Annotated in this window: 18 protein-coding genes; 11 read left to right on the forward strand and 7 right to left on the reverse strand. The window is 45.4% G+C overall.

All coding sequences use genetic code 11. The annotated features are described in order from the left end of the window. Positions 1-49: 49 nt before the first annotated feature. From FQV28_RS10405 to FQV28_RS10415, 3 genes are all read left to right on the forward strand, one after another. Positions 50-1,189: a zinc-dependent alcohol dehydrogenase gene (locus FQV28_RS10405; RefSeq protein WP_146496238.1), complete on the forward strand. Its 1,140-nt coding sequence runs from the start codon at positions 50-52 to the stop codon at positions 1,187-1,189. 411 nt (positions 1,190-1,600) lie between these two features. Beyond that, the gene (locus tag FQV28_RS10410; protein ID WP_146496240.1) at positions 1,601-2,356 is read left to right on the forward strand and encodes a threonine/serine exporter family protein; all 756 of its coding nucleotides are present in this window, start codon (positions 1,601-1,603) and stop codon (positions 2,354-2,356) included. An 11-nt stretch (positions 2,357-2,367) separates the two neighbouring features. Continuing rightward, positions 2,368-2,823: a threonine/serine exporter family protein gene (locus FQV28_RS10415; protein WP_146496242.1), complete on the forward strand. Its 456-nt coding sequence runs from the start codon at positions 2,368-2,370 to the stop codon at positions 2,821-2,823. Between the two features lie 35 nt (positions 2,824-2,858). Here FQV28_RS10415 and FQV28_RS10420 read toward each other — a convergent pair whose 3' ends face one another. Beyond that, positions 2,859-4,865, reverse strand: coding sequence for a sensor domain-containing protein (locus FQV28_RS10420; RefSeq protein ID WP_146496244.1), 2,007 nt, complete (start codon positions 4,863-4,865; stop codon positions 2,859-2,861). Between the two features lie 167 nt (positions 4,866-5,032). Between FQV28_RS10420 and FQV28_RS10425 the strand changes: the two genes are divergently transcribed. From FQV28_RS10425 to FQV28_RS10450, 6 genes are all read left to right on the forward strand, one after another. Beyond that, positions 5,033-5,605 (forward strand): copper resistance CopC family protein, encoded by a 573-nt coding sequence (locus FQV28_RS10425; RefSeq protein ID WP_146496246.1) that lies wholly within the window; start codon positions 5,033-5,035, stop codon positions 5,603-5,605. Beyond that, on the forward strand, positions 5,602-6,663 hold the full coding sequence (locus FQV28_RS10430; RefSeq protein WP_146496248.1) for a copper resistance D family protein: 1,062 nt from the start codon (positions 5,602-5,604) through the stop codon (positions 6,661-6,663). Before FQV28_RS10425 ends, FQV28_RS10430 begins: the two co-directional genes overlap by 4 nt. A 51-nt stretch (positions 6,664-6,714) precedes the next feature. Continuing rightward, a complete protein-coding gene (locus tag FQV28_RS10435) occupies positions 6,715-7,626 on the forward strand; it encodes a DMT family transporter (RefSeq protein WP_146496250.1) in 912 nt (303 codons plus the stop codon). A 135-nt stretch (positions 7,627-7,761) separates the two neighbouring features. Then, complete coding sequence (locus tag FQV28_RS10440) at positions 7,762-9,489, forward strand: ABC transporter ATP-binding protein (protein ID WP_146496251.1); 1,728 nt, start codon at positions 7,762-7,764, stop codon at positions 9,487-9,489. Continuing rightward, entirely contained in the window at positions 9,482-11,305 is a 1,824-nt protein-coding gene (locus FQV28_RS10445) for an ABC transporter ATP-binding protein (RefSeq protein WP_146496254.1), read from the forward strand. The genes FQV28_RS10440 and FQV28_RS10445 overlap by 8 nt, the downstream gene beginning before the upstream one ends. 123 nt (positions 11,306-11,428) lie before the next feature. Beyond that, positions 11,429-12,277, forward strand: a complete 849-nt coding sequence (locus tag FQV28_RS10450; protein ID WP_146496255.1) for a GNAT family N-acetyltransferase — start codon at positions 11,429-11,431, stop codon at positions 12,275-12,277. A 43-nt stretch (positions 12,278-12,320) separates the two neighbouring features. Here FQV28_RS10450 and FQV28_RS10455 read toward each other — a convergent pair whose 3' ends face one another. Then, positions 12,321-12,830, reverse strand: a complete 510-nt coding sequence (locus FQV28_RS10455; protein ID WP_186763844.1) for a YusW family protein — start codon at positions 12,828-12,830, stop codon at positions 12,321-12,323. A 61-nt stretch (positions 12,831-12,891) separates the two neighbouring features. Next, positions 12,892-13,077 (reverse strand): hypothetical protein, encoded by a 186-nt coding sequence (locus FQV28_RS10460; protein WP_146496259.1) that lies wholly within the window; start codon positions 13,075-13,077, stop codon positions 12,892-12,894. Positions 13,078-13,352: 275 nt separating this feature from the next. On the opposite strand from FQV28_RS10460, the gene FQV28_RS10465 reads away from it, so the two are divergent. After that, positions 13,353-14,066 (forward strand): glycerophosphodiester phosphodiesterase family protein, encoded by a 714-nt coding sequence (locus tag FQV28_RS10465; protein WP_146496261.1) that lies wholly within the window; start codon positions 13,353-13,355, stop codon positions 14,064-14,066. A 27-nt stretch (positions 14,067-14,093) separates the two neighbouring features. Here FQV28_RS10465 and FQV28_RS10470 read toward each other — a convergent pair whose 3' ends face one another. From FQV28_RS10470 to FQV28_RS10480, 3 genes are all read right to left on the reverse strand, one after another. Next, positions 14,094-15,113: a DUF2804 domain-containing protein gene (locus FQV28_RS10470; protein WP_146496262.1), complete on the reverse strand. Its 1,020-nt coding sequence runs from the start codon at positions 15,111-15,113 to the stop codon at positions 14,094-14,096. Positions 15,114-15,296: 183 nt separating this feature from the next. Further along, positions 15,297-16,151 (reverse strand): DegV family protein, encoded by an 855-nt coding sequence (locus FQV28_RS10475; RefSeq protein ID WP_146496264.1) that lies wholly within the window; start codon positions 16,149-16,151, stop codon positions 15,297-15,299. 130 nt (positions 16,152-16,281) lie between these two features. Then, the gene (locus tag FQV28_RS10480; protein ID WP_146496266.1) at positions 16,282-16,848 is read right to left on the reverse strand and encodes a glycerol-3-phosphate acyltransferase; all 567 of its coding nucleotides are present in this window, start codon (positions 16,846-16,848) and stop codon (positions 16,282-16,284) included. 151 nt (positions 16,849-16,999) lie between these two features. Between FQV28_RS10480 and FQV28_RS10485 the strand changes: the two genes are divergently transcribed. Further along, a complete protein-coding gene (locus FQV28_RS10485; protein ID WP_146496268.1) occupies positions 17,000-17,206 on the forward strand; it encodes a hypothetical protein in 207 nt (68 codons plus the stop codon). Here FQV28_RS10485 and FQV28_RS10490 read toward each other — a convergent pair. Next, positions 17,179-18,552 carry a dipeptidase gene (locus FQV28_RS10490; protein WP_146496270.1) on the reverse strand — a complete coding sequence of 458 codons (1,374 nt, stop codon included), beginning with the start codon at positions 18,550-18,552 and terminating at the stop codon, positions 17,179-17,181. The genes FQV28_RS10485 and FQV28_RS10490 overlap by 28 nt on opposite strands. Positions 18,553-18,683: the final 131 nt, after the last annotated feature.

Here is an 18,683-nt window from a genome sequence, read left to right on the forward strand (position 1 = left end):
TCAAAAATAGGGAAGAAGGAAAGTATTCTGAAAAAACGGAGGGATATGGATGAAAGCAGTAACGTTCCAAGGAGTTAAGGACATTCAAGTTAAAGAAGTTGAAGATCCAAAAATCCAGAAAAAAGACGACATTATCGTACGCATTACATCGACGGCAATTTGCGGCTCGGATTTGCATATTTACCAAGGCGCCTTGCCGACTCGAAAAGGATTTGTCATCGGGCATGAACCAATGGGTATTGTAGAAGAAGTCGGGCCGGAAGTGACAAAAGTGAAAAAAGGCGACCGCATCGTATTGCCGTTTAATGTAAGCTGCGGCGATTGCTACTACTGCACCCATGACCTAGAGAGCATGTGCGATAATTCGAATGGCAATCCGCACTACGATACAGGAGCGCTATTTGGCTACACCGAACGCTACGGCAACTACGCAGGCGGCCAAGCGGAATATTTGCGTGTGCCGTACGGGAACTTCCTGCCTCTTGTGATACCGGAATCCGCGGAATTGGAAGATGAATCCGTGCTGTTTTTATCCGATGTCCTTCCGACGGCATGGTGGAGCGTAGAACATGCAGGAGTTAAGCCGGGTGATACAGTAGTAGTTCTTGGATGTGGGCCAATTGGGCTTATGACTCAAAAGTTCGCTTGGATGAAAGGCGCAAAACGCGTCATAGCGGTAGACCATGTACATTATCGCCTGGAACGTGCAAAAAGAATGAATAACGTAGAAATTATCGATTTTACCATGCATGATAATACAGGAGCGTTTATCCATGAAATTACAGCCGGCGGCGCTCAAGTAGTCATTGACTGTGTAGGAATGGATGGCAAGAAATCTCCTGCAGAAGCGATCCAACAAAAACTGAAATTGCAAGGCGGAACGTTAAGTGCGATTGACATTGCCAAAGATGCGGTAAGCAAGTTCGGGACAATTCAATTGACAGGCGTATACGGATTAAACTACAATCAATTCCCGTTAGGCAATATTTTCGAACGCAACGTTACTGTGAAAATGGGGCAGGCTCCAGTTGTCCATTTGATGCCGATGCTATTTGAAAAAATCAAAAACGAGGAATTTGACCCACGCGAAATCATTTCGCATGTGGTTCCTTTGGAACAGGCGAGTGCTGCTTATCAAATCTTCAACGACCGCACGGAAGAATGTACAAAAGTAATATTGAAACCATAACAACCAATTATATAAGTTGAATTTAAGAATTATCATTTCATACACCGCTTTGGACGTTTTGGGAAGGTCAAAGACGATTGCTCCTGCATCGCTACGCTGCTTTGTCGTCCCACTAGAAGCCGAGAAAAACACTCGTCTCCTAGTTCCGCCTAGCCCCTGGACGCGCCGGCGCTAGTTAAGCCCGTTGAGAATCAGCAACTTTGTGCGTTTCTGCAGTGCTATCTAAGATATGGAGTAAAACAGCGGAGACGCCCGCGGCAAGCCCAGCTGTTTTACGGAATATCGACAGTGAAAGATTATTAGTTCAACTTATATAGTAGTATTTTGGACTAAACGCTCCGGACTATCGGAGCGTTTAGTTTTTTGTGTTGTTAGGTTAAGATAGACAGGAAGAAAAGAGGGGGAAAGCATGTGGCTCATATAAAAGAGACGAGGCGGGAGCTTGCCCTGGAATGCTGTTTGTTGGCCGGCAAAATAATGATGGAAAGCGGAGCGGAAACTTACCGGGTGGAAGACACGATGATGCGCATGGCAGTATCGCAAAATATGATGAACGCCCATTGTTTTGTTACACCAACGGGAATCATGTTTTCGCCAAGTGATGAACTTGCCACCCGTTTTGTCCGAATTAATAGCCGGAGAACAGACTTGGAGCAAGTAGCTTTAGTCAATGCGGTTTCAAGAAAATTGGTCTCAGGAGAATACACATTACAAGAAGCATATGAAGAAATGCAAATTATCAATAAAACCGATTATTTGTTCAGTATGAAGCTGCAAGTGCTCGCATCTGCTATAGCGAGTGGTTGTTTTATGATTTTAATTGGCGGAAATTGGAGCGATTTCCCTTTTGCTTTTTTGTTTGGGGGATTGGGGTATTTCATTGTGGAAATGATTTTGGCGCAAACACGTGTGAAAATTTTCTCTGAATTTATTGGTTCTTTTATGGTGGCGGTTCTAGCTTCCTTAGTTGTGAATCTGGGATGGGGAACGAATCTCGACACCATTATTATCGGTTCCGTCATACCACTGGTTCCGGGATTATTAATCACCAATGCGGTCCGCGATTTGATGGCAGGCCATTTTGTTTCGGGCTTGTCGAATGGAGCTGAAGCATTCTTGACGGCTTTTGCAATCGGCGCAGGTGTTGCGTTTGTCTTGTCATTCTAAGGAGGGGTACGATGAATTGGTTACTTGAAGCGTTACTTAGTTTTATTGCTGCAGCTTCTTTTGGCATTGTGTTTAACGCGCCCCAAAAAACTTTGGTGAGCTGCGGATTGGTCGGGATGAGCGGCTGGCTCATATACAGAGCGTATTTTTTGGCTTTTGACGATTCAGTCCAGGCCTCTTTTGCCGGTGCATTTGCCGTGGCGTTGGCAGCTCATATTTTGGCAAAAAAATTCAAAATGCCGATGATCATTTTTAGTATTGCAGGAATCATTCCGCTAGTGCCGGGAAGCAAAGCGTATAATGCAATGCGCAATATTGTGGAAAACAACTATCTGGAAGCGATTGCGTTCGCATCGGAAGCATTAATGGTTTCTGGCGCTATTGCAATGGGCCTTGTTTTTGCTGAAGTATTGATGCAATTATTTTTTAAACAACAAGCTAAACGAATGCAAAAAAAATCAGCATGAGCCAAAAGCAATTTTGGCCGTGCTGATTTTTGTTTTTATTTAAGCCATTTTTCAAGCTCGCTTGCTTCCATCGGATGGCCGATGATGAATCCTTGGATACTGTCGCAATCCATGGCGCGAAGCAATTCAAGCTGTTCGTTCGTTTCGACGCCTTCAGCAGTTACTTGGAAATCAAGTGATTTACCGAATTGAATCATGCCGTTGATCATTTTTTGCATTTTTTCTTGGCGCGTTATGGATTGGATAATGGTCCGGTCGATTTTCAGGGATGAAATTGGCAATAAGAGCATATAGCGGAATGAAGCATAGCCAGTGCCAAAATCGTCCAATGTAAAGCTTAGGCCCTGTTGGTTCAATTGTTGCATTTGCCGGATAATGGAACGCTCTGCTTCAGCTTCAAGCGCAAACTTCTCGGTAATTTCGATTGTCAGTGAGCGGGGATCGCAGCCATGAATTTCGACTTGTTTCATCAATGCGGTCGCCATGTCTTTATCACGGAATTCCCGGATGGATGAATTGATGCTGACGTGGAGATCCAAACCGCGGGAATTCCAGTCTTTTAATTGGGCGCATACTGTCTCCAGGACGAATAATCCGATTTCATGAATCATGCCACTTTCTTCAGCAATCGGGATCAATTCATTTGGCGGGACAATCCCAACTTCGCTATCATTCCAGCGGACGAGCGCTTCTACCCGTTCGACTTCACCGGTTCTTAAGTTGACTTGCGGCTGGTAAAGCAGTTGCAGGTTTCGTCGGTCGAGCGCATGGATAAGCCGTTTTTCAATTTGTGCTTTACGGTTCAACTGTTCATGATCGTCTGCGGTCAGCATGGAAATAGCACTTCCTCCGCGGTCTTTCACTTTTTTAACCGTAGCATGTGAGGCTTTGATCAAATGGACAAATGTTTGCTGGTCTTCCGGATAGCGTGTAATGGCTCCGCTGACAGTCATCGGAATGGCAGCGCCGTGAAGGTAGATCGGATGTTGCTGCAAATAATGAAGAAATCCTTCGATAAACCAATTGCTGAGCGGTGTGACCAAAGCAAATTCATGCAATCCTGCCCGAGTGATGATAGAGTCTGAGAAATACGTGCGCAACCGCTTTGTAAATTCGATCAGCAATTGGTTTTCTGTATCGGTTTCTGAAACATCCCGGAGTGTATAAAAATGATCGATGTCCAAAAAAACAAATGAAAAGTGCTTTTTTTCTTCTATAAATTCATTGACCACTTGCTCCAAACGGTGGCGATTTTCCAACCCAGTCACAGGGTCGATAAAAGCGATTTCCTCTAAATGGTGCTGCGCATTCTTTGTTGCGGTAATGTCTTTTTCAAGAAATATATAATAAGCGTCATCGCCTGCTACATGCATAGGGATAGCCGTTAAATCCACCCAATAAACTTCTCCGTCCTTCTTGAGTTTTTTAACTTCCCCATTCCAGACGTCGCCGTTCTTCAACGTAGACATGATGGTTTCCACTAAATGGACGTCGTCGGATTCACCACCGAACATTTGCCAAATCGGTTTTCCTAGAATCCGCTTTGGCGTCCACTTGCTCAACTTCAAAAATAGCGGATTTGCGTATGTAATCAAAAACTCTTCGTCAAAATAAAGCAACATAAACGAATCGTCCAAGCCTTGGCGCAAGCTATCCAATTCTCTGCTGGCCGAGCCTTCTGTCTGAGATTCGTCGACTTCAAAAATAGCCATGACAAATTGATCCTGTTCTGAAGTGAAAGCTTTCGCAACAACAGTTGTATATATCCGTATACCATCAGTCAGCTCGATTTCGACATCTTCAAATCGTATCGGTTCTCTGTTATGTAGTATCGCTTCCCAAGGCTGCTTTAGTGAGTCAGCTTTTTCAGGGTTCATATAAGGAATAATTTTGCCTTTGACCGTTTCCGATTCGATCTGGAAAATTCGTTCCGCATGGCGGTTGCACCATACAGCGAGCCCGTTTTTATCCATAATGATAATGGGAAAAGGGATATGGTTAAAAACGAGGTTGTCGGATAACAGTTCTTGCATTTCACTCATTCAATGACGCTCCTTCTCCATAGTTTATTTTCATTATAAAGAAGAAAAGGCAGAACGTCATCTATTTGGAAATATTCTCTATCATTTTATGAATATTGTTCACTATGATAAACTCTAATGGCATGAGACAATCGAGAATAAAATAATAATTTACTGAGGAGAAGGTTATGAGAAAAATAATATTGGCTTCATTATTCCTGATTTTGGTACTGCCGTTTTCTGCGCAAGCCCATACAACATTGACGGCTTCGACACCTGCTGAGGGTGAAGTGATCAAAGAAATGCTTGAAGAAGTGCAGCTTACATTTGGTACAACGATTGAGCAAGGAAGCACAATGGTTCTACAAGGAGAAGATAAAACCTACGAATTCGAAGGCCTTGAGGTGGCTGGAGATATGATGTCCGGAACTATAGCCGAAGAACTGCCTAACGGGGCTTATTCGGTTCAGTGGAAAATTATCGGCGCTGACGGCCATCCGATTGAAGGGGAAATTCCGTTTGCCATCGATATTAAAACTATAGAAGAACCAGTAGTGGAAAATGAAGGAACCGCAGATGAAGAACCCGCTGTTGAAGAAGAGGGGACCGCGGCCGAAGAGCCGGTTGTGGAAGAACAAACTAACGAGCAGGCAGCTGCCGGCGGCGAAGAAGAAAGCAATGCGCTCGTGATGGTGCTGATTGTCGCTGCTGGCTTATTAGTAGTAGCGGGACTGTTCACCCTCTTTAAGAAGAAGCAATGATAACTTTCACAGCGATAGCTGATTTTCTGCTGTATACAGTTTTTTCGTATCTTGCCGGATCGGTTGTTTTGAAATTTGTTCCTGAAGATAAAAAGCCGCGGATTTCTGAGTCTAAAGCTTTACTGTTGATTTGTGTCGCTGGCACCGCGCTGTTTTCACTGGCACCGCTGATTGAACTCACGGTTTTTTTGGAAAACGGTGAAGGATGGATCGGGACGTTTCTAACCGTTTTGCTTGAATCGGGCAATGGCCATGGTTGGCTCGTTACAGTTGCTTTGTCGCTTCTTTTGGGGTTTGCCATTTACTTTGATACTTCAAAATATAACCAAGCCTATTATTTGATTTTATTGATTTTGGTGATCGGTTACTTTAGCCACGTTGCGTCATTATCTCTTTGGTCTGGATTTGCCAGCCATTCACTGCATTTCTTTTTCATGGTAATTTGGACAGGCGTATTATTGCACATTGCCTGGTTTTCAATAGATGATTCCAACTGGGCACGTTTTTTGTCCTGGTTTACGCCTTATGCGGTTTTTTGTGTAGCCGCACTGATCGCTACAGGTGTTTTCATTATGTTTTACTTTGTTGAACCGGAAAGTTACGCCAATTCTTGGGTGTTGCCTTACGGACAAATGCTGCTGCTAAAGCATTTAAGCATTATTCCGCTGCTTGCTGCTGCTTTTATCAATGGTTTTTTGAACAAGGGGCGTCTATTGGATCGAACGTGGTTAAAAGTGGAAAGTCTTCTGCTTTTTTTCGTATTTCTTTTTACCGCGTTTATGAGCAAGCAAGCACCGCCACATGAAATCCATCATACGTTTCAAGCGGAAGGCGCTGCTCCTTTAGTTGTTTTGCTTAAGGGAGAGCAATCTATTCCGTTTGACGCTTCTCTTGACTGGTCAGTAAATGGTATCGTACTTTTTGTAATCGGTATTTTGCTGCTGAGCATGATGGTTTTCAGTTCCTACCGGCAAGTTTCATCGTGGTTGCCGTTTCTTTTTGGAACAGGTTTTATCGTAACGGTCTACATTGGATTGATGCTAAACGTTTCTTTCTAATCTTGAAGCCATCCATAAAAGCATTTTTATCCTGAAGAGAGGTGCGGTCGTGTGAATCGATTGAAAGGAATCGCCATGGTCATCAGCGGCGCTATGCTTTGGGGGGCAACTGGCCCGTTGATCGAATGGACGCTGGCTTTTTTTGAGTTCTCTGTTTCATTTCTCCTGACGCTCCGCATGACGATAGCGGGCATGTTGCTGCTCATTTTTTTGAAATTGAAAAAAGTACGCTTGACTGGCGTCTTCCGGCAATGGATGTGGGTACGCCAACTAGTTGTTTTTTCAATTCTCGGCATGCTCGGATGCCAGTTTGCTTTTGTTACAGCAATTCATGCGAGCAACGCGGTGGTCGCAACGCTTTTGCAATTTTTGGCGCCAATCTACATTATTTTATTTGTCTCGCTCAACAAACAAAAATGGCCGCCTTCGTATCAATTGATTGGTATGGCTGGAACACTCGCCGGATTGTTTTTGTTGTTGACGAATGGCCAGCCGGATAAATTGACGATCAGCGGGGAGGCTTTAGTATGGGGGCTTTTACTCGGGCTAGCTTTCGCATTTTACACTATTTACCCAGCGCGATTGATGCAGGAATGGGGGGTCTTGCTGGTTGTCGCCTGGTCCATGCTTATCGGCGGAATTTTCGCCGGCCTGGTTAATCCTATTTTCCTGTCGAACGAATGGCCGAAAATCATGAGTTTTCAGGCGGTCATCTCCATTCTCGGTATTATTGTGCTTGGTACGCTCGCTTTTGTGCTGTTTCTAAGCAGCATGCGGTTTATTACAGCAGTCGAGACGAGCATTTTGTCTTCGTTTGAGCCATTAACGGCAATGATTCTTTCGGTTTTCTGGTTCGGCGAATTACTGGCGCCTCTCCAATTGTTCGGGGCATTTGCAATGTTGGTTTTTGTTACTTGGCTCTCTCTAGCCGGAAAAGAAAAACTGACAGAAGAAAAAGCATAGCGACATTAGAAACAGCATCTTTTCAAGATGCTGTTTTTTCATATTTTAAGGAAAATCATTATGGATTATCAGAAAGTTGTGGCATAATAATTACCATAAAAGTTCGAGTTTCGAAATGTTTAAGGGGCTGGTTGTTTGAAAACGGTTTTTTCTTATGCAAAACCTTATAAAGGTTATATTATCTTCGCATTATTGTTAATGCTGCTCGAGCTGACGGTCGAATTGATGCAGCCGTTTGTTATTGCAAAAATTGTGGACGACGGCATCGTAGCCGGCGACCAAGAGCGGATTATCCAGCTGGGAATTTTGCTGATGGGGCTGTCTGTCATTGCGCTTTTATCAGGCATTACCAATTCATACTATGCCTCACACGTCTCGCAAAGCTTTTCGTTTGATTTGCGGCGCGTGCTTTATGGCCGTGTCCAGTCGTTTTCGTTGGCCACTTTCAACAAATTTCCTGCATCCGCTTTAATCACTCGGCTAACGAGCGACATTACACTTGTTCAGCAAGTGCTTTTTATGGGGCTGCGGATTATGCTCCGGGCTCCGCTGCTTGTTATAGGAAGCATGGTGATGGCGTTTGTCCTCAATGCTAAATTAGCCGTATATTTGGTCATTGTTTTTCCTGTTTTGCTTTTATTCTTATATGTAATGGTATTAAAAGGAGTCGCCCACTTCGGGTATGTCCAAAAGCGCCTGGACCGGGTGAACCGATTGATCCAAGAAAACTTGCAGGCAGTGCGCTTGATCAAAGCGTATCTGCGCGGCAACTACGAAGCGAGCCGATTCTCTAGCGTCGCAGGGTCGCTCAAAGTTGATACTGTCAAAGCCTTCCGGATCATGGAAGTGGTCTTGCCGGTCCTGTTGTTCGGCATGAACCTTTCGCTATTGGCTGTACTATGGTTTGGCGCTTCGCATATTCAGACCGGCAGCGCTCAAATTGGTGAACTGGTAGCCATCGTAAACTACGCCATGCGCATGACAGGCGCATTTTCCATGTTTTCTTTTATTATTATGGCGTTCGCCCGAGCGAAAGCTTCTTCAGAACGGATTGAAGAAGTGCTTCTTGCGGAAGATAGCCGTGAGAAAGAAGAAAAAGGTGAAACGCAGGCAAGCCGCCGCGGAGAAGTTGTTTTTGAAAACGTTTCTTTCACCTATCCTGGAACAACCCGCGAAGTGCTGAAAAACATTTCGTTCCGGATGAAGCCGAATGAAAAGCTGGCTATTATGGGAGCGACAGGATCTGGAAAAACGTCATTGCTGCAGCTGATTCCACGGTTTTACGATGCTGTCGATGGCGCCGTCCTGGTGCATGGGCATGATGTGAAAAGCTGGTCTTTGCAGGCACTCCGAAAAACGATCGGCGTCGTGCCGCAGCAATCGCTCCTTTTTACAGGCACGATTTCCGATAATTTGTCTTGGGGCAAAGAACAGGCTGAGCAGGAAGAATTGGCTCATGCTGCTGCGAAAGCCCAAATCCACCAGACGGTCGAGCGTTTCCCGAAAGGCTATAGTACGCGAGTAGGGCAAAAAGGCGTCAATTTGTCTGGCGGCCAAAAGCAGCGGTTGTCTATTGCGCGCGCGCTTGTCCGCAAACCATCCATTCTCATCTTGGATGACAGCACCAGCGCTTTGGATGTGAAAACGGAAGCGGCGCTTTGGCAAGCACTGGATAGCGAAAAAGCGACAATGCTTGTGGTGACCCAGAAAATCCGGACGGCAAAAAAAGCCGATCGCATTTTGCTTATGGAAGAAGGGGCTGTTTCCGCTTATGGCACGCATGACCAATTAATGAAAGACTCGGAATTGTACAGGCAGATTGCGCTTTCCCAACAAGAAGAGGAGGTGGACGAATATGTTTGATGCCATCCGCCGTCCCTTTGGCTATGAACCGGTCATTAAAAAAGAAGATTTGAAGAAGAACACGGCTAAAAAAACGGAACGGGCAGAAAACTGGCAGTCGACTTTGCTGAGAATCTGGAAGCTGGTTGATGAACACCGTTTCTTGCTGATTATTGTGCTGGGTTTGGTGTTCATCAGTTCTGCCTTAGCGCTGCTCGGTCCATATCTCGTTGGCCATATTATTGACCATTACATTGTTCCGCAGAATTTCAGTGGCATGGGCACGATTATTGCCTGGCTGGTTGCGGTTTACACAGGTTATTCGCTGACGATGTATTTACAGAACTACTGGATGGTCGGAATCGCCCAGCAAGTCATCTACCGCATGCGGACTGGGCTATTCGAGCATTTGCAGCGATTGCCCGTCTCCTTTTTCGATAAACGGCAGCACGGTGAATTGATGAGCCGGATGACGAACGATATCGAAAACGTCTCATCAACGCTGAACAGTTCATTTATCCAAGTGTTTTCGAGTATTTTGACGTTACTTGGCACCGCCGTCGTCATGGTGATGCTCAGCCCGTTGTTGACGGTGCTGACGCTTGTCATCATTCCGCTTATGTATGTTTCGATGCAATGGATTACAAAGCGGACGGGAAGATTGTATAAGGAACAGCAACAAGCCATCGGTGACTTGAATGGTTATATCGAAGAAACGATTTCTGGCCAGAAGATTGTCAAAGCCTTTTCACAGGAACCTCGTGTTATGGAGGAATTCCTCGTGAAAAGCGAACGAATGCGAAGCACTGGTTTTTGGGCATGGACCTATGCCGGTTTTATCCCAAAAGTAATGAACTTCCTAAATAACGCAAGCTTTGCAATTGTAGCCGGTGTAGGCGGGGTTTTGGCGTTGAAAGGTTCGGTCTCAATCGGTGTGATTGTCATTTTCACTGAGTATGCCCGGCAGTTCACGCGCCCATTAAATGATCTGGCCAACCAGTTTAATACCATTTTATCGGCCATTGCAGGGGCCGAACGCGTATTTTCGATTATGGGCGAAAAGGAAGAGCCGGACGATCAAGTTGAAAACGCGGACAAAGAACTTCGCGGCCAAGTCGTTTTTGATGAGGTCTCCTTTAAATACGAAGGTGCTGAAGAAGACTGGACCATCCGCAATGTCAGCTTTACGGTGAACGTCGGCCAAACGGCGGCGCTGGTGGGAGCGACAGGTGCAGGAAAAACGACCATCATGCAGCTGCTTGCGCGCTTTTATGATGCCAACGAAGGGGAAATCCGGCTGGATGGCACTCCGATTGCTTCAATGCCACGGGAAACGCTGCGGAAGCAAATTGCGTTTGTGCTGCAAGATCCGTTCCTTTTCGAAGCAACGGTAATGGAGAACATCCGCTACGGCCGTTTGGATGCCACCGACGAAGAAGTGATGGAAGCGGCCCAAAAAGCCAATGCCCATGAGTTTATCGAAAAATTGCCGAATGGCTACGATACCATTCTTTCCGGCGATGGTTCGATGATCAGCCAAGGGCAGAAGCAATTGCTGTCGATTGCGCGGGCGCTCATTGCGGATCCGGTTATCTTGCTTCTTGATGAAGCGACCAGCTCGATCGATACAGTGACGGAACTGAAAATCCAGGAAGCGCTGGAGCGGCTGATGAAGGGGCGGACGAGTTTCGTTATCGCCCACCGTCTGAATACAGTCCGACAAGCGGATTTGGTTATGGTTATGAGTATGGGAGAATTGGTCGAATCCGGTACGCAGCAGCAACTCCTTACTCGTGGCGGAATGTATGCGAACATGCTTGCGGATGCCAAGTTATAAAAGGTGGAGAAGCTGTCCTTAAACTTAGGGCAGCTTCTTTTTATAATTTCACTATCAACGACGCGGTCGTCGGATTAATTCCGTTATGATACGATAAAAGAAAAACGAAAAGGAGGAAACTTGATGAATGTATCTTTATCGATTGATTCGTTTCCGCTTGATGAAGACACAACCCGCGATATGCACGAGCTGCTGGAAGGGTTGCCGACAAATTATGAGACAGTGTTGAATGCTCCAGCTTGGCGGATGCCGGAAGCGAGAGGCTTTGCGGTATTGGCCTATATGGAAGGCAGCGGCTTGATCGGTTTTGCCACCTGTGTTGATATTGTAGGGCTTCACCATTACGAATGGTCGGCTATTGTCCACCCGGATTTCCGGCGGCAAACCATCGGAACTGCCCTGGCAGATGGCATCTCGTATGGGCTTCAGCAGAGGGAAGCGGAAAGTGAACTAGCGGTATTCATTGAAGATGAAGAAGCGGCGGCTTTTCTGGCAAGTCTGGGTTATGTAGCCGACTTTAAAGAAATTCTGCTTGGCGCATCGGCGCTTGAAGCGGGCGGATTGCCGGAAGGAGTATCGGTTCTCCCGTATAACGACGAACAATCCGAATTAGCGGCGGTTTTAGTGGCGGCTTTTGATGAAGAAGTGCTGTCGGTCATGGTGCATAATATTGAGGATGCAGGACGGGAAATATGGCTGATGAAAAAAGATGGCCGGATTGTAGCAACGGCGACGCTTATTGCGGAAGGCAATGAACTATGGATTACCGCTTTTGCAGTTGATCCAAAAGAGCAAGGCAAAGGCTACGGCCAGGCATTCTTGCGCTGGTGCCGCAACCATGCGTTTTTTAAAGAAAAGGGCCAAGTGCTGCTGGATGTTGAAACGACAAATGACGCGGTTCGGGTGTATGAAAAAGCCGGATTTCTGCCAATAGATACCGTTCATTACTGGAAGCGGAAAGAAATGAAATAAACCAAAAAACCACCCATCAAGTTGGGTGGTTTCATATGACTGCTCAGTTTCCGGATGCTTGGTATTCTTTATTTTCTCCACCTTGGTACTGAACTTGGATTTCAATATTACTATAGCCTTCTTCTAAACCGAAAGCTTCCACCACTTGCGGTATAACATCTTCTTCCGCCATGTCAGGCTGAAGCTCCATATTCATGAATGCCGGTTCAATCTGATCCCAAGCCTCATTGCCGCTAAGCTCCATGTCTTCAAGTTTATTTGTGTATGTGGCTTCGACTTTCTCGCGGACTTCCTCATAGCTAACAGAATAGGCTTCATCTTGGTCTGGATAGTCCACTGTCATTTCGAATTCGGTAAAGCCGAATGTCCCGCCTCCGACATCTTCACTGTCAACTCCACCGCTAGTAGCCGCATCGGCATTCGTGTCAGAAGGATCAGTCGTTTCTTCGTTTTGGACTGGTTCCGTCACTTCTTCGCTGCTGCCGCAAGCAGCAAGCCCCATTGATGAGGAGAGGAATAAAACGGTTAATAGAGAAGATTTACGATAACTCATTAGTCTCATCCTTTCGCTGTCGTATTACGGTAATCATTCCCGATTCTCGTGCTTTTAATCTTTAATAGGGGCATCGATGAAGAGCGGAAATTGGATAATCCAACCGGCTTTCAAGCAGTTTCAGCATATTTTGAGAAGCCAACCGCAAATTGTTCAACGTATGGCCGACAATGATGTGGGCTGTATACATAAAGTCCTGTAATGGCTTGGTAGATTCCGATATTTCCCAATCTTTGTGATGCCGCATGATTGACTTCACTTTTGGGTATAAAACTAAATAAGTGCAAAAAATAATGAAAAAGACAAAACATTTCATCAGAAGCTTCTTGAAAAAGGAATTATGCGCCATTATCCAGAAACCATAGCCCAGCGCCTTCTTCGCGCGAAGAAAGTGGCATACATTGCCGGATCCACACAAGGAACACAGGCTCTTCCGGTGTCAATTAATTCAAAGGACGCGCTTGATCAATACTTCTTCTTGTAACTTTAGGAAATACGGACGGATATATTAGGAGGACCTTCATGAAAATTTACGCGAATAGAGGAAATTCAGGACACTATCCTGAAAATACACTTGCAGCTTTCCGGGCAGCCGCGGAGTTGCCGGTTGCGGGAGTTGTTATAAATGTGCAGTTATCAAAAGATGATAAAGTTGTCGTTATCCATGACGAAAGACTGGAACGCACTACAGATGGCCAAGGATATGTAAAAGACAAGACACTTGCCGAGCTAAAGGAGTTAGATTGCGGTGCCTGGTTTTCTCCTGAATGGGAAGGCGAAAGAATTCCGGCACTCGATGAGGTGTTTGATATTTTCCGAGAAACGGAGCACCGTCTTAATATTGAGTTGAAAACGGATTTTTTCCCATACGACAAATTGATTGAAAAGGTGATTGCATTGTCGGATAAGCGGGGGATGACCGAACGGCTGATCATGTCTTCATTCAACCACGAAGATGTTCAAAAAGTATGCAAAGAAACGCATGTCGAAGCAGCTGTTTCGACCTCTCAAATATTAGTTGATGTTTATGATTATGCGCGGGTCATCGGCACGAACCGCATTCACATGTCGCTGTCAGCCGCATATCGGAAAACGGCTACCGATGCGCTAAGAAAAGGCGCAATAATCTACGTGTATACCGACAACGACCTTCAATATGTGGAAGAGCTCCAGCAAATAGGAATACACGGACTCATCACAAATCACCCTGAAACGATGCTAACAAAGTTTCCATAAAAAAGAGGCGCCGAATAGGCGCCTCTTTTACCATTTAGCATGATGTTCTTCGATTGCTCCAAGCATTTGAAGGATTTTGACCTTTTTTCCATCCGGCTCGCGGACATAGCCGTTATAATAGCCGAAAAGCTGATGAATTTCTGATTTAACAAGCCGGACATCTGTTTTGGAGATGCGCTCGAAAAACGGAACAAAGGTCAATCTCACATCATCAGAAAACTTCGTATGAATAAGCCATGGTTCCTTGTAATTTTCCCGGTTGTATCGGAATAAAACATCTTCATGAATTTTGGTCATTTTCCCATTTATAAAAAAAGCATTTTCAGTCATCCCGGTTCCATCGGTCCACTTGCCGCCGAAATTCAATCCGATAACTTTGCCATGAAAACGCTGAGAGGCCATAGCCCAATTCCATGAGGTTTCCCGAGGCCAGATGCCTCTGCCGTAATCCAAGATGGCATAACTGTCATCTACATCAAATTCGAATCGCTGGCTCCCGATCTTTACGGAACCTGAAGTTGGAAGAGAGAGGTGTTTCCCGGTAAACTGGAACGTCTGCCGATTCCAAGGAATGACGACATTCAAGGAATCGTGCGCCTCAGGATGATGCACCTCCAGATCAGCCTGCAGCGATTCACCTTCAAAATCGTTTATAGTAACCGTAATATGTGTTTTATTGTGATTGTAATCAAATTGAATGGCCATATCGTCATGACGGAAAAAACTGCTTTCCAATACTTGTCCAGGAAGCTTAAGCTGGCGTGTGAATGGAACAATGACAGTTTTCTCCTGAAAGCGCAATGTTTCGTAATTCAAAAAGTAGACGTTGCAGATTGTCGCGTAATCCAAGTGGCTAATAGTTGCCGAAAACATTAATTCTTCCCCAAAAACACACCAATAGTTCCACTTTTTCTTACGCAAAAAGTTCCCCCGCAAATTGCACTCGATAAGCGGCTCTCTTGCAAAGCCGATGGCGTTGGGATTTAATTGGCCTTTTGCATCACAAAGCATTACGTGTTCTGTAAGTTCCCGTTCTACATGCTGCATCAAATCCACCTCGCACCTTATTCTCATTCTTATTGTAGCAGACTAGGGGTAGAAAGTTCGCACAGAAGGGGCTACAGCAAAATCAATAAGATGAAAAAATAATGAAATGCGTATAATTAGGACTATATTACTGATTTGACGCAAGTCGAACTTTGCCAAGCGATATAAAAAAGGAATGTTTCATTATTGAGGTGGCTTTCTCCACATGAGTGCCAGTGTTCCTTCGCCGGCGTGGACGGCAAGAGAAGAGCTGATATTGCCGATTAAGACATTTGCTTCGGGAGCAAACTTCAATACTTCCTGCTTTACGCTTTCGGCCTCGCCTGGAATATTGGCGTGGATTACTTGAAAAGTATTTACTCCGTAGTCTGCATGGTCTTGTTTTGCGTGGTTCAACAAATATTGAACCGCTTTTTTATGTGAACGCACTTTATCAATAGGAGCTAGTTCGCCTTCAGGAGTGAGCTGGACAATCGGCTTCACTTGCAGCAAGCTGCCGATATAATACTGTGCACCGCTCATACGGCCGCCTTTATAAAGCTGCGTCAAGTTGCCGATCAGTATATAATTGCGGAAATTTGTGGTTTCGGCCTCTAATTGAAGAGCGATCGCTTCTGCTTCTAGCCCTTGTTCGGCCAATTCCAACCCTCTTTCCAACAAGCCCGACAAGCCATAAGACAGAGCCATTGAATCAACGGCATATAATTTGAAATTGCTCATTTGGGCTCCTGAAACAGATGAAGCAATCGTGCCGCTTAGTTTCGCAGAAGCATGGATAGCGATGCCACATTCATATTCTTCTTTCAGTTTCTCGTAAAGTTCAGCAAATCTGCCGGCAGAAGGCTGAGACGTTTTAGGAAACTCTGGAGCGGCTTTAATGCGCTGATACAACTGTTCATTTGATAAGTCTACACCGTCGACGAATTCTTCCAAACCGAAATGCAGGTTTAATGGAACCACGTAGACATCTGGATGAGCTTTGAATTCTTCAGTAACATATGCGGTACTGTCTAAGATCCAGGCGATTGGTTTTTTCATTTAAAACATCCCATCTTTTATAATTTGAATAATAAAACTATACCATTAATAATATTGACCCGGTAGCATAATCCGATTTCTGTTCAAATGGGTGAGTATGTTACAAACAACTGGCGTTAATTGAATAATATTAGGCTTTGGAAAAACGGTTTTCAAAAGATTCCTTCAAATCTTTCTGATGCTTGATTAAGATGAAGAGAATGGCAATTGCAAGTGGCCATGCCCATTCCAACTGCTCCCGGTAAACCCCTGCTGCAACAAATGCGGCATAACTGAAAAGCATGGTCAGTGTCGCGCTTCTGACAATCGGCAAAAACACGGCAAAAACGATAAACATGATAAGAAAAAGCCCAGGAGTCAAAACTAGTGTTACCCCAATGAACGAAGCAATGCCTTTTCCGCCCCGCCCCTTTAGCCAGAAGGGAAACAAATGGCCGCAAATCACCAAAAGCCCGGCGATTGCAATTATCCACAAGTCAAATTGAAAATATTTGCCGAGCCAGACAACGAATGCGGATTTTCCGGCATCACCTAAAAATGTAAGAAAAAAAGCGGTTTTCCCGATGACGGCCCCCGCATTTCGAGCGCCCAAATTGCCGCTCAACTCAGTACGTAAATCGACGCCTTTCCACTTGCCGACCCACCAAGCCGTTAACATATTCCCAATAAGATAGGATGCAATCCAGTAAACAATCATTAAGGGCCTCCTAAATGCTTTGTTACTGTAATTAAAGCAGTTTATAGAAAAGAAAGGAAGGGCTAAAGAGGGAAGAAACTGGAGATAGAGTGGGAAAAAGGAGTGGACACATCAGAAAAAGAATCGATCAATCAGCAAAGGAAGTGGGATGATGCAAGAGTTGGAGGAGCTGATAATAGACTATGCAGGTGGGCTGCCAGAGAGGAAGGTTCTTGATGCTAAACTCTTTCTAAGTGATCAACCGCAACTGCTCATAGAACCAGTAATTCAGGCACTGGGTTTTATTCCAAATAAAAAGCCATCCCGATTTTGGGATGGCCGTTGCTTGCTTTATAAATTGGCGGCTTCGAACAAGTAATCGCTGATGACGCGAAGCCCCTTGTCAAAGTTTTCAAGATGGAAATGTTCGTTCGGCGCATGGAAGTTTTCGGAAGACAAGCCGAAGCCCATCAATACAACCGGAAGCCCGAGAATTTCATCAAATGCTGCCACAATCGGGACCGATCCCCCCATGCGCGTGAAAGCGGTGGGGACGTTATACACTTTCTCGTACGAACGGCCGGCCGCTTGGATTGCCGGGTGGTCGTATGGAGTGAGGAATGGCTTTCCTTTATCGAACTCGGAAATTGAGACAGTCACGCCAGCCGGTTTATGGTTTTCGACGTGTGCTTTCAATTTTGCGACGATATCGTCCGGATCTTGGCCTGGAACAAGCCGGCAGGTGATTTTTGCGCTGGCCTCAGACGGCAGGACGGTCTTGATGCCTTCGCCTGAGAAGCCACCGGTGATGCCGTTGATTTCAAGCGTTGGGCGGATCCACGTCCGCTCAAGGAACGAATAGCCTTTTTCGCCGAAATCTTCCGTGATGCCAAGCGCTTTTTTCTCTTCTTCCAAATCGAATGGCAGGGCGGCAAACTCGGCGCGTTCTTCATCGGAAACTGGCACTAGGTTATCGTAGAAACCGTCTACGGTTATGACGCCGTCTTTATCATGGAAAGAAGCCAAGATTTCAGAGATGGCGTGCAATGGATTTTGCACTGCGCCGCCGTACAAGCCAGAGTGCAAATCGCCTTTAGGGCCTTTCAAGTCGATCTGGATCCCAGCTAAGCCGCGAAGTCCGTAGCAGACTGCTGGGCGCCCCGGGCCTTGCATCCCGGTATCGGAAATGACGATGACATCCGATTTTAGCAGCTCCTGATTTTCTTGCACATAGACGGGAAGGTTCGGACTGCCGATTTCTTCTTCGCCTTCAATAATGAATTTCATGTTTACCGGAAGTTCGCCGTTCAATTGAAGCAAAGCTTCTACCGCTTTAACATGCATGAATGTCTGTCCTTTGTCATCACTTGCGCCGCGGGCATACAGCTTGTTGTCGCGCACTTGCGGATCAAACGGAGCCGTTTCCCATAGATGAAGGGGGTCAACAGGCTGGACGTCATAATGCCCGTACACCAAAACCGTCGGCTTGCCTTCTGCGTGGAGCCAGTCAGCATAAACGACCGGGTGGCCGGCAGTTTCGTCGACCTTTACATTTTCCAGCCCGGCTTTCTCCATTGAAGCTTTTAGCCACTCCGCAGCCTGGCGGACGTCTTCTTTATGTTCGGAAAGAGAGCTGATGGAAGGGATTCGCAAAAACGCTTTCAGCTCTTCCAGGTGGTTTTCGCGATGTTCTTTAAAATAAGTGTCTATTGCTTGTGCATTCATTTATCGTACCTCGCTTTTTTAGTTTTTTAATTATGAAAAAAATTATAACATACCAAGTTCTGGTTTTCGACACGCTGAAAATTCGTATGCTATAATGCATAATACGGAAAGAGTTCGTAAAATTTCGTTTT

This window comes from Planomicrobium sp. CPCC 101079 (assembly GCF_007859275.1).
In the GTDB taxonomy this organism is placed as follows: domain Bacteria; phylum Bacillota; class Bacilli; order Bacillales_A; family Planococcaceae; genus Planococcus.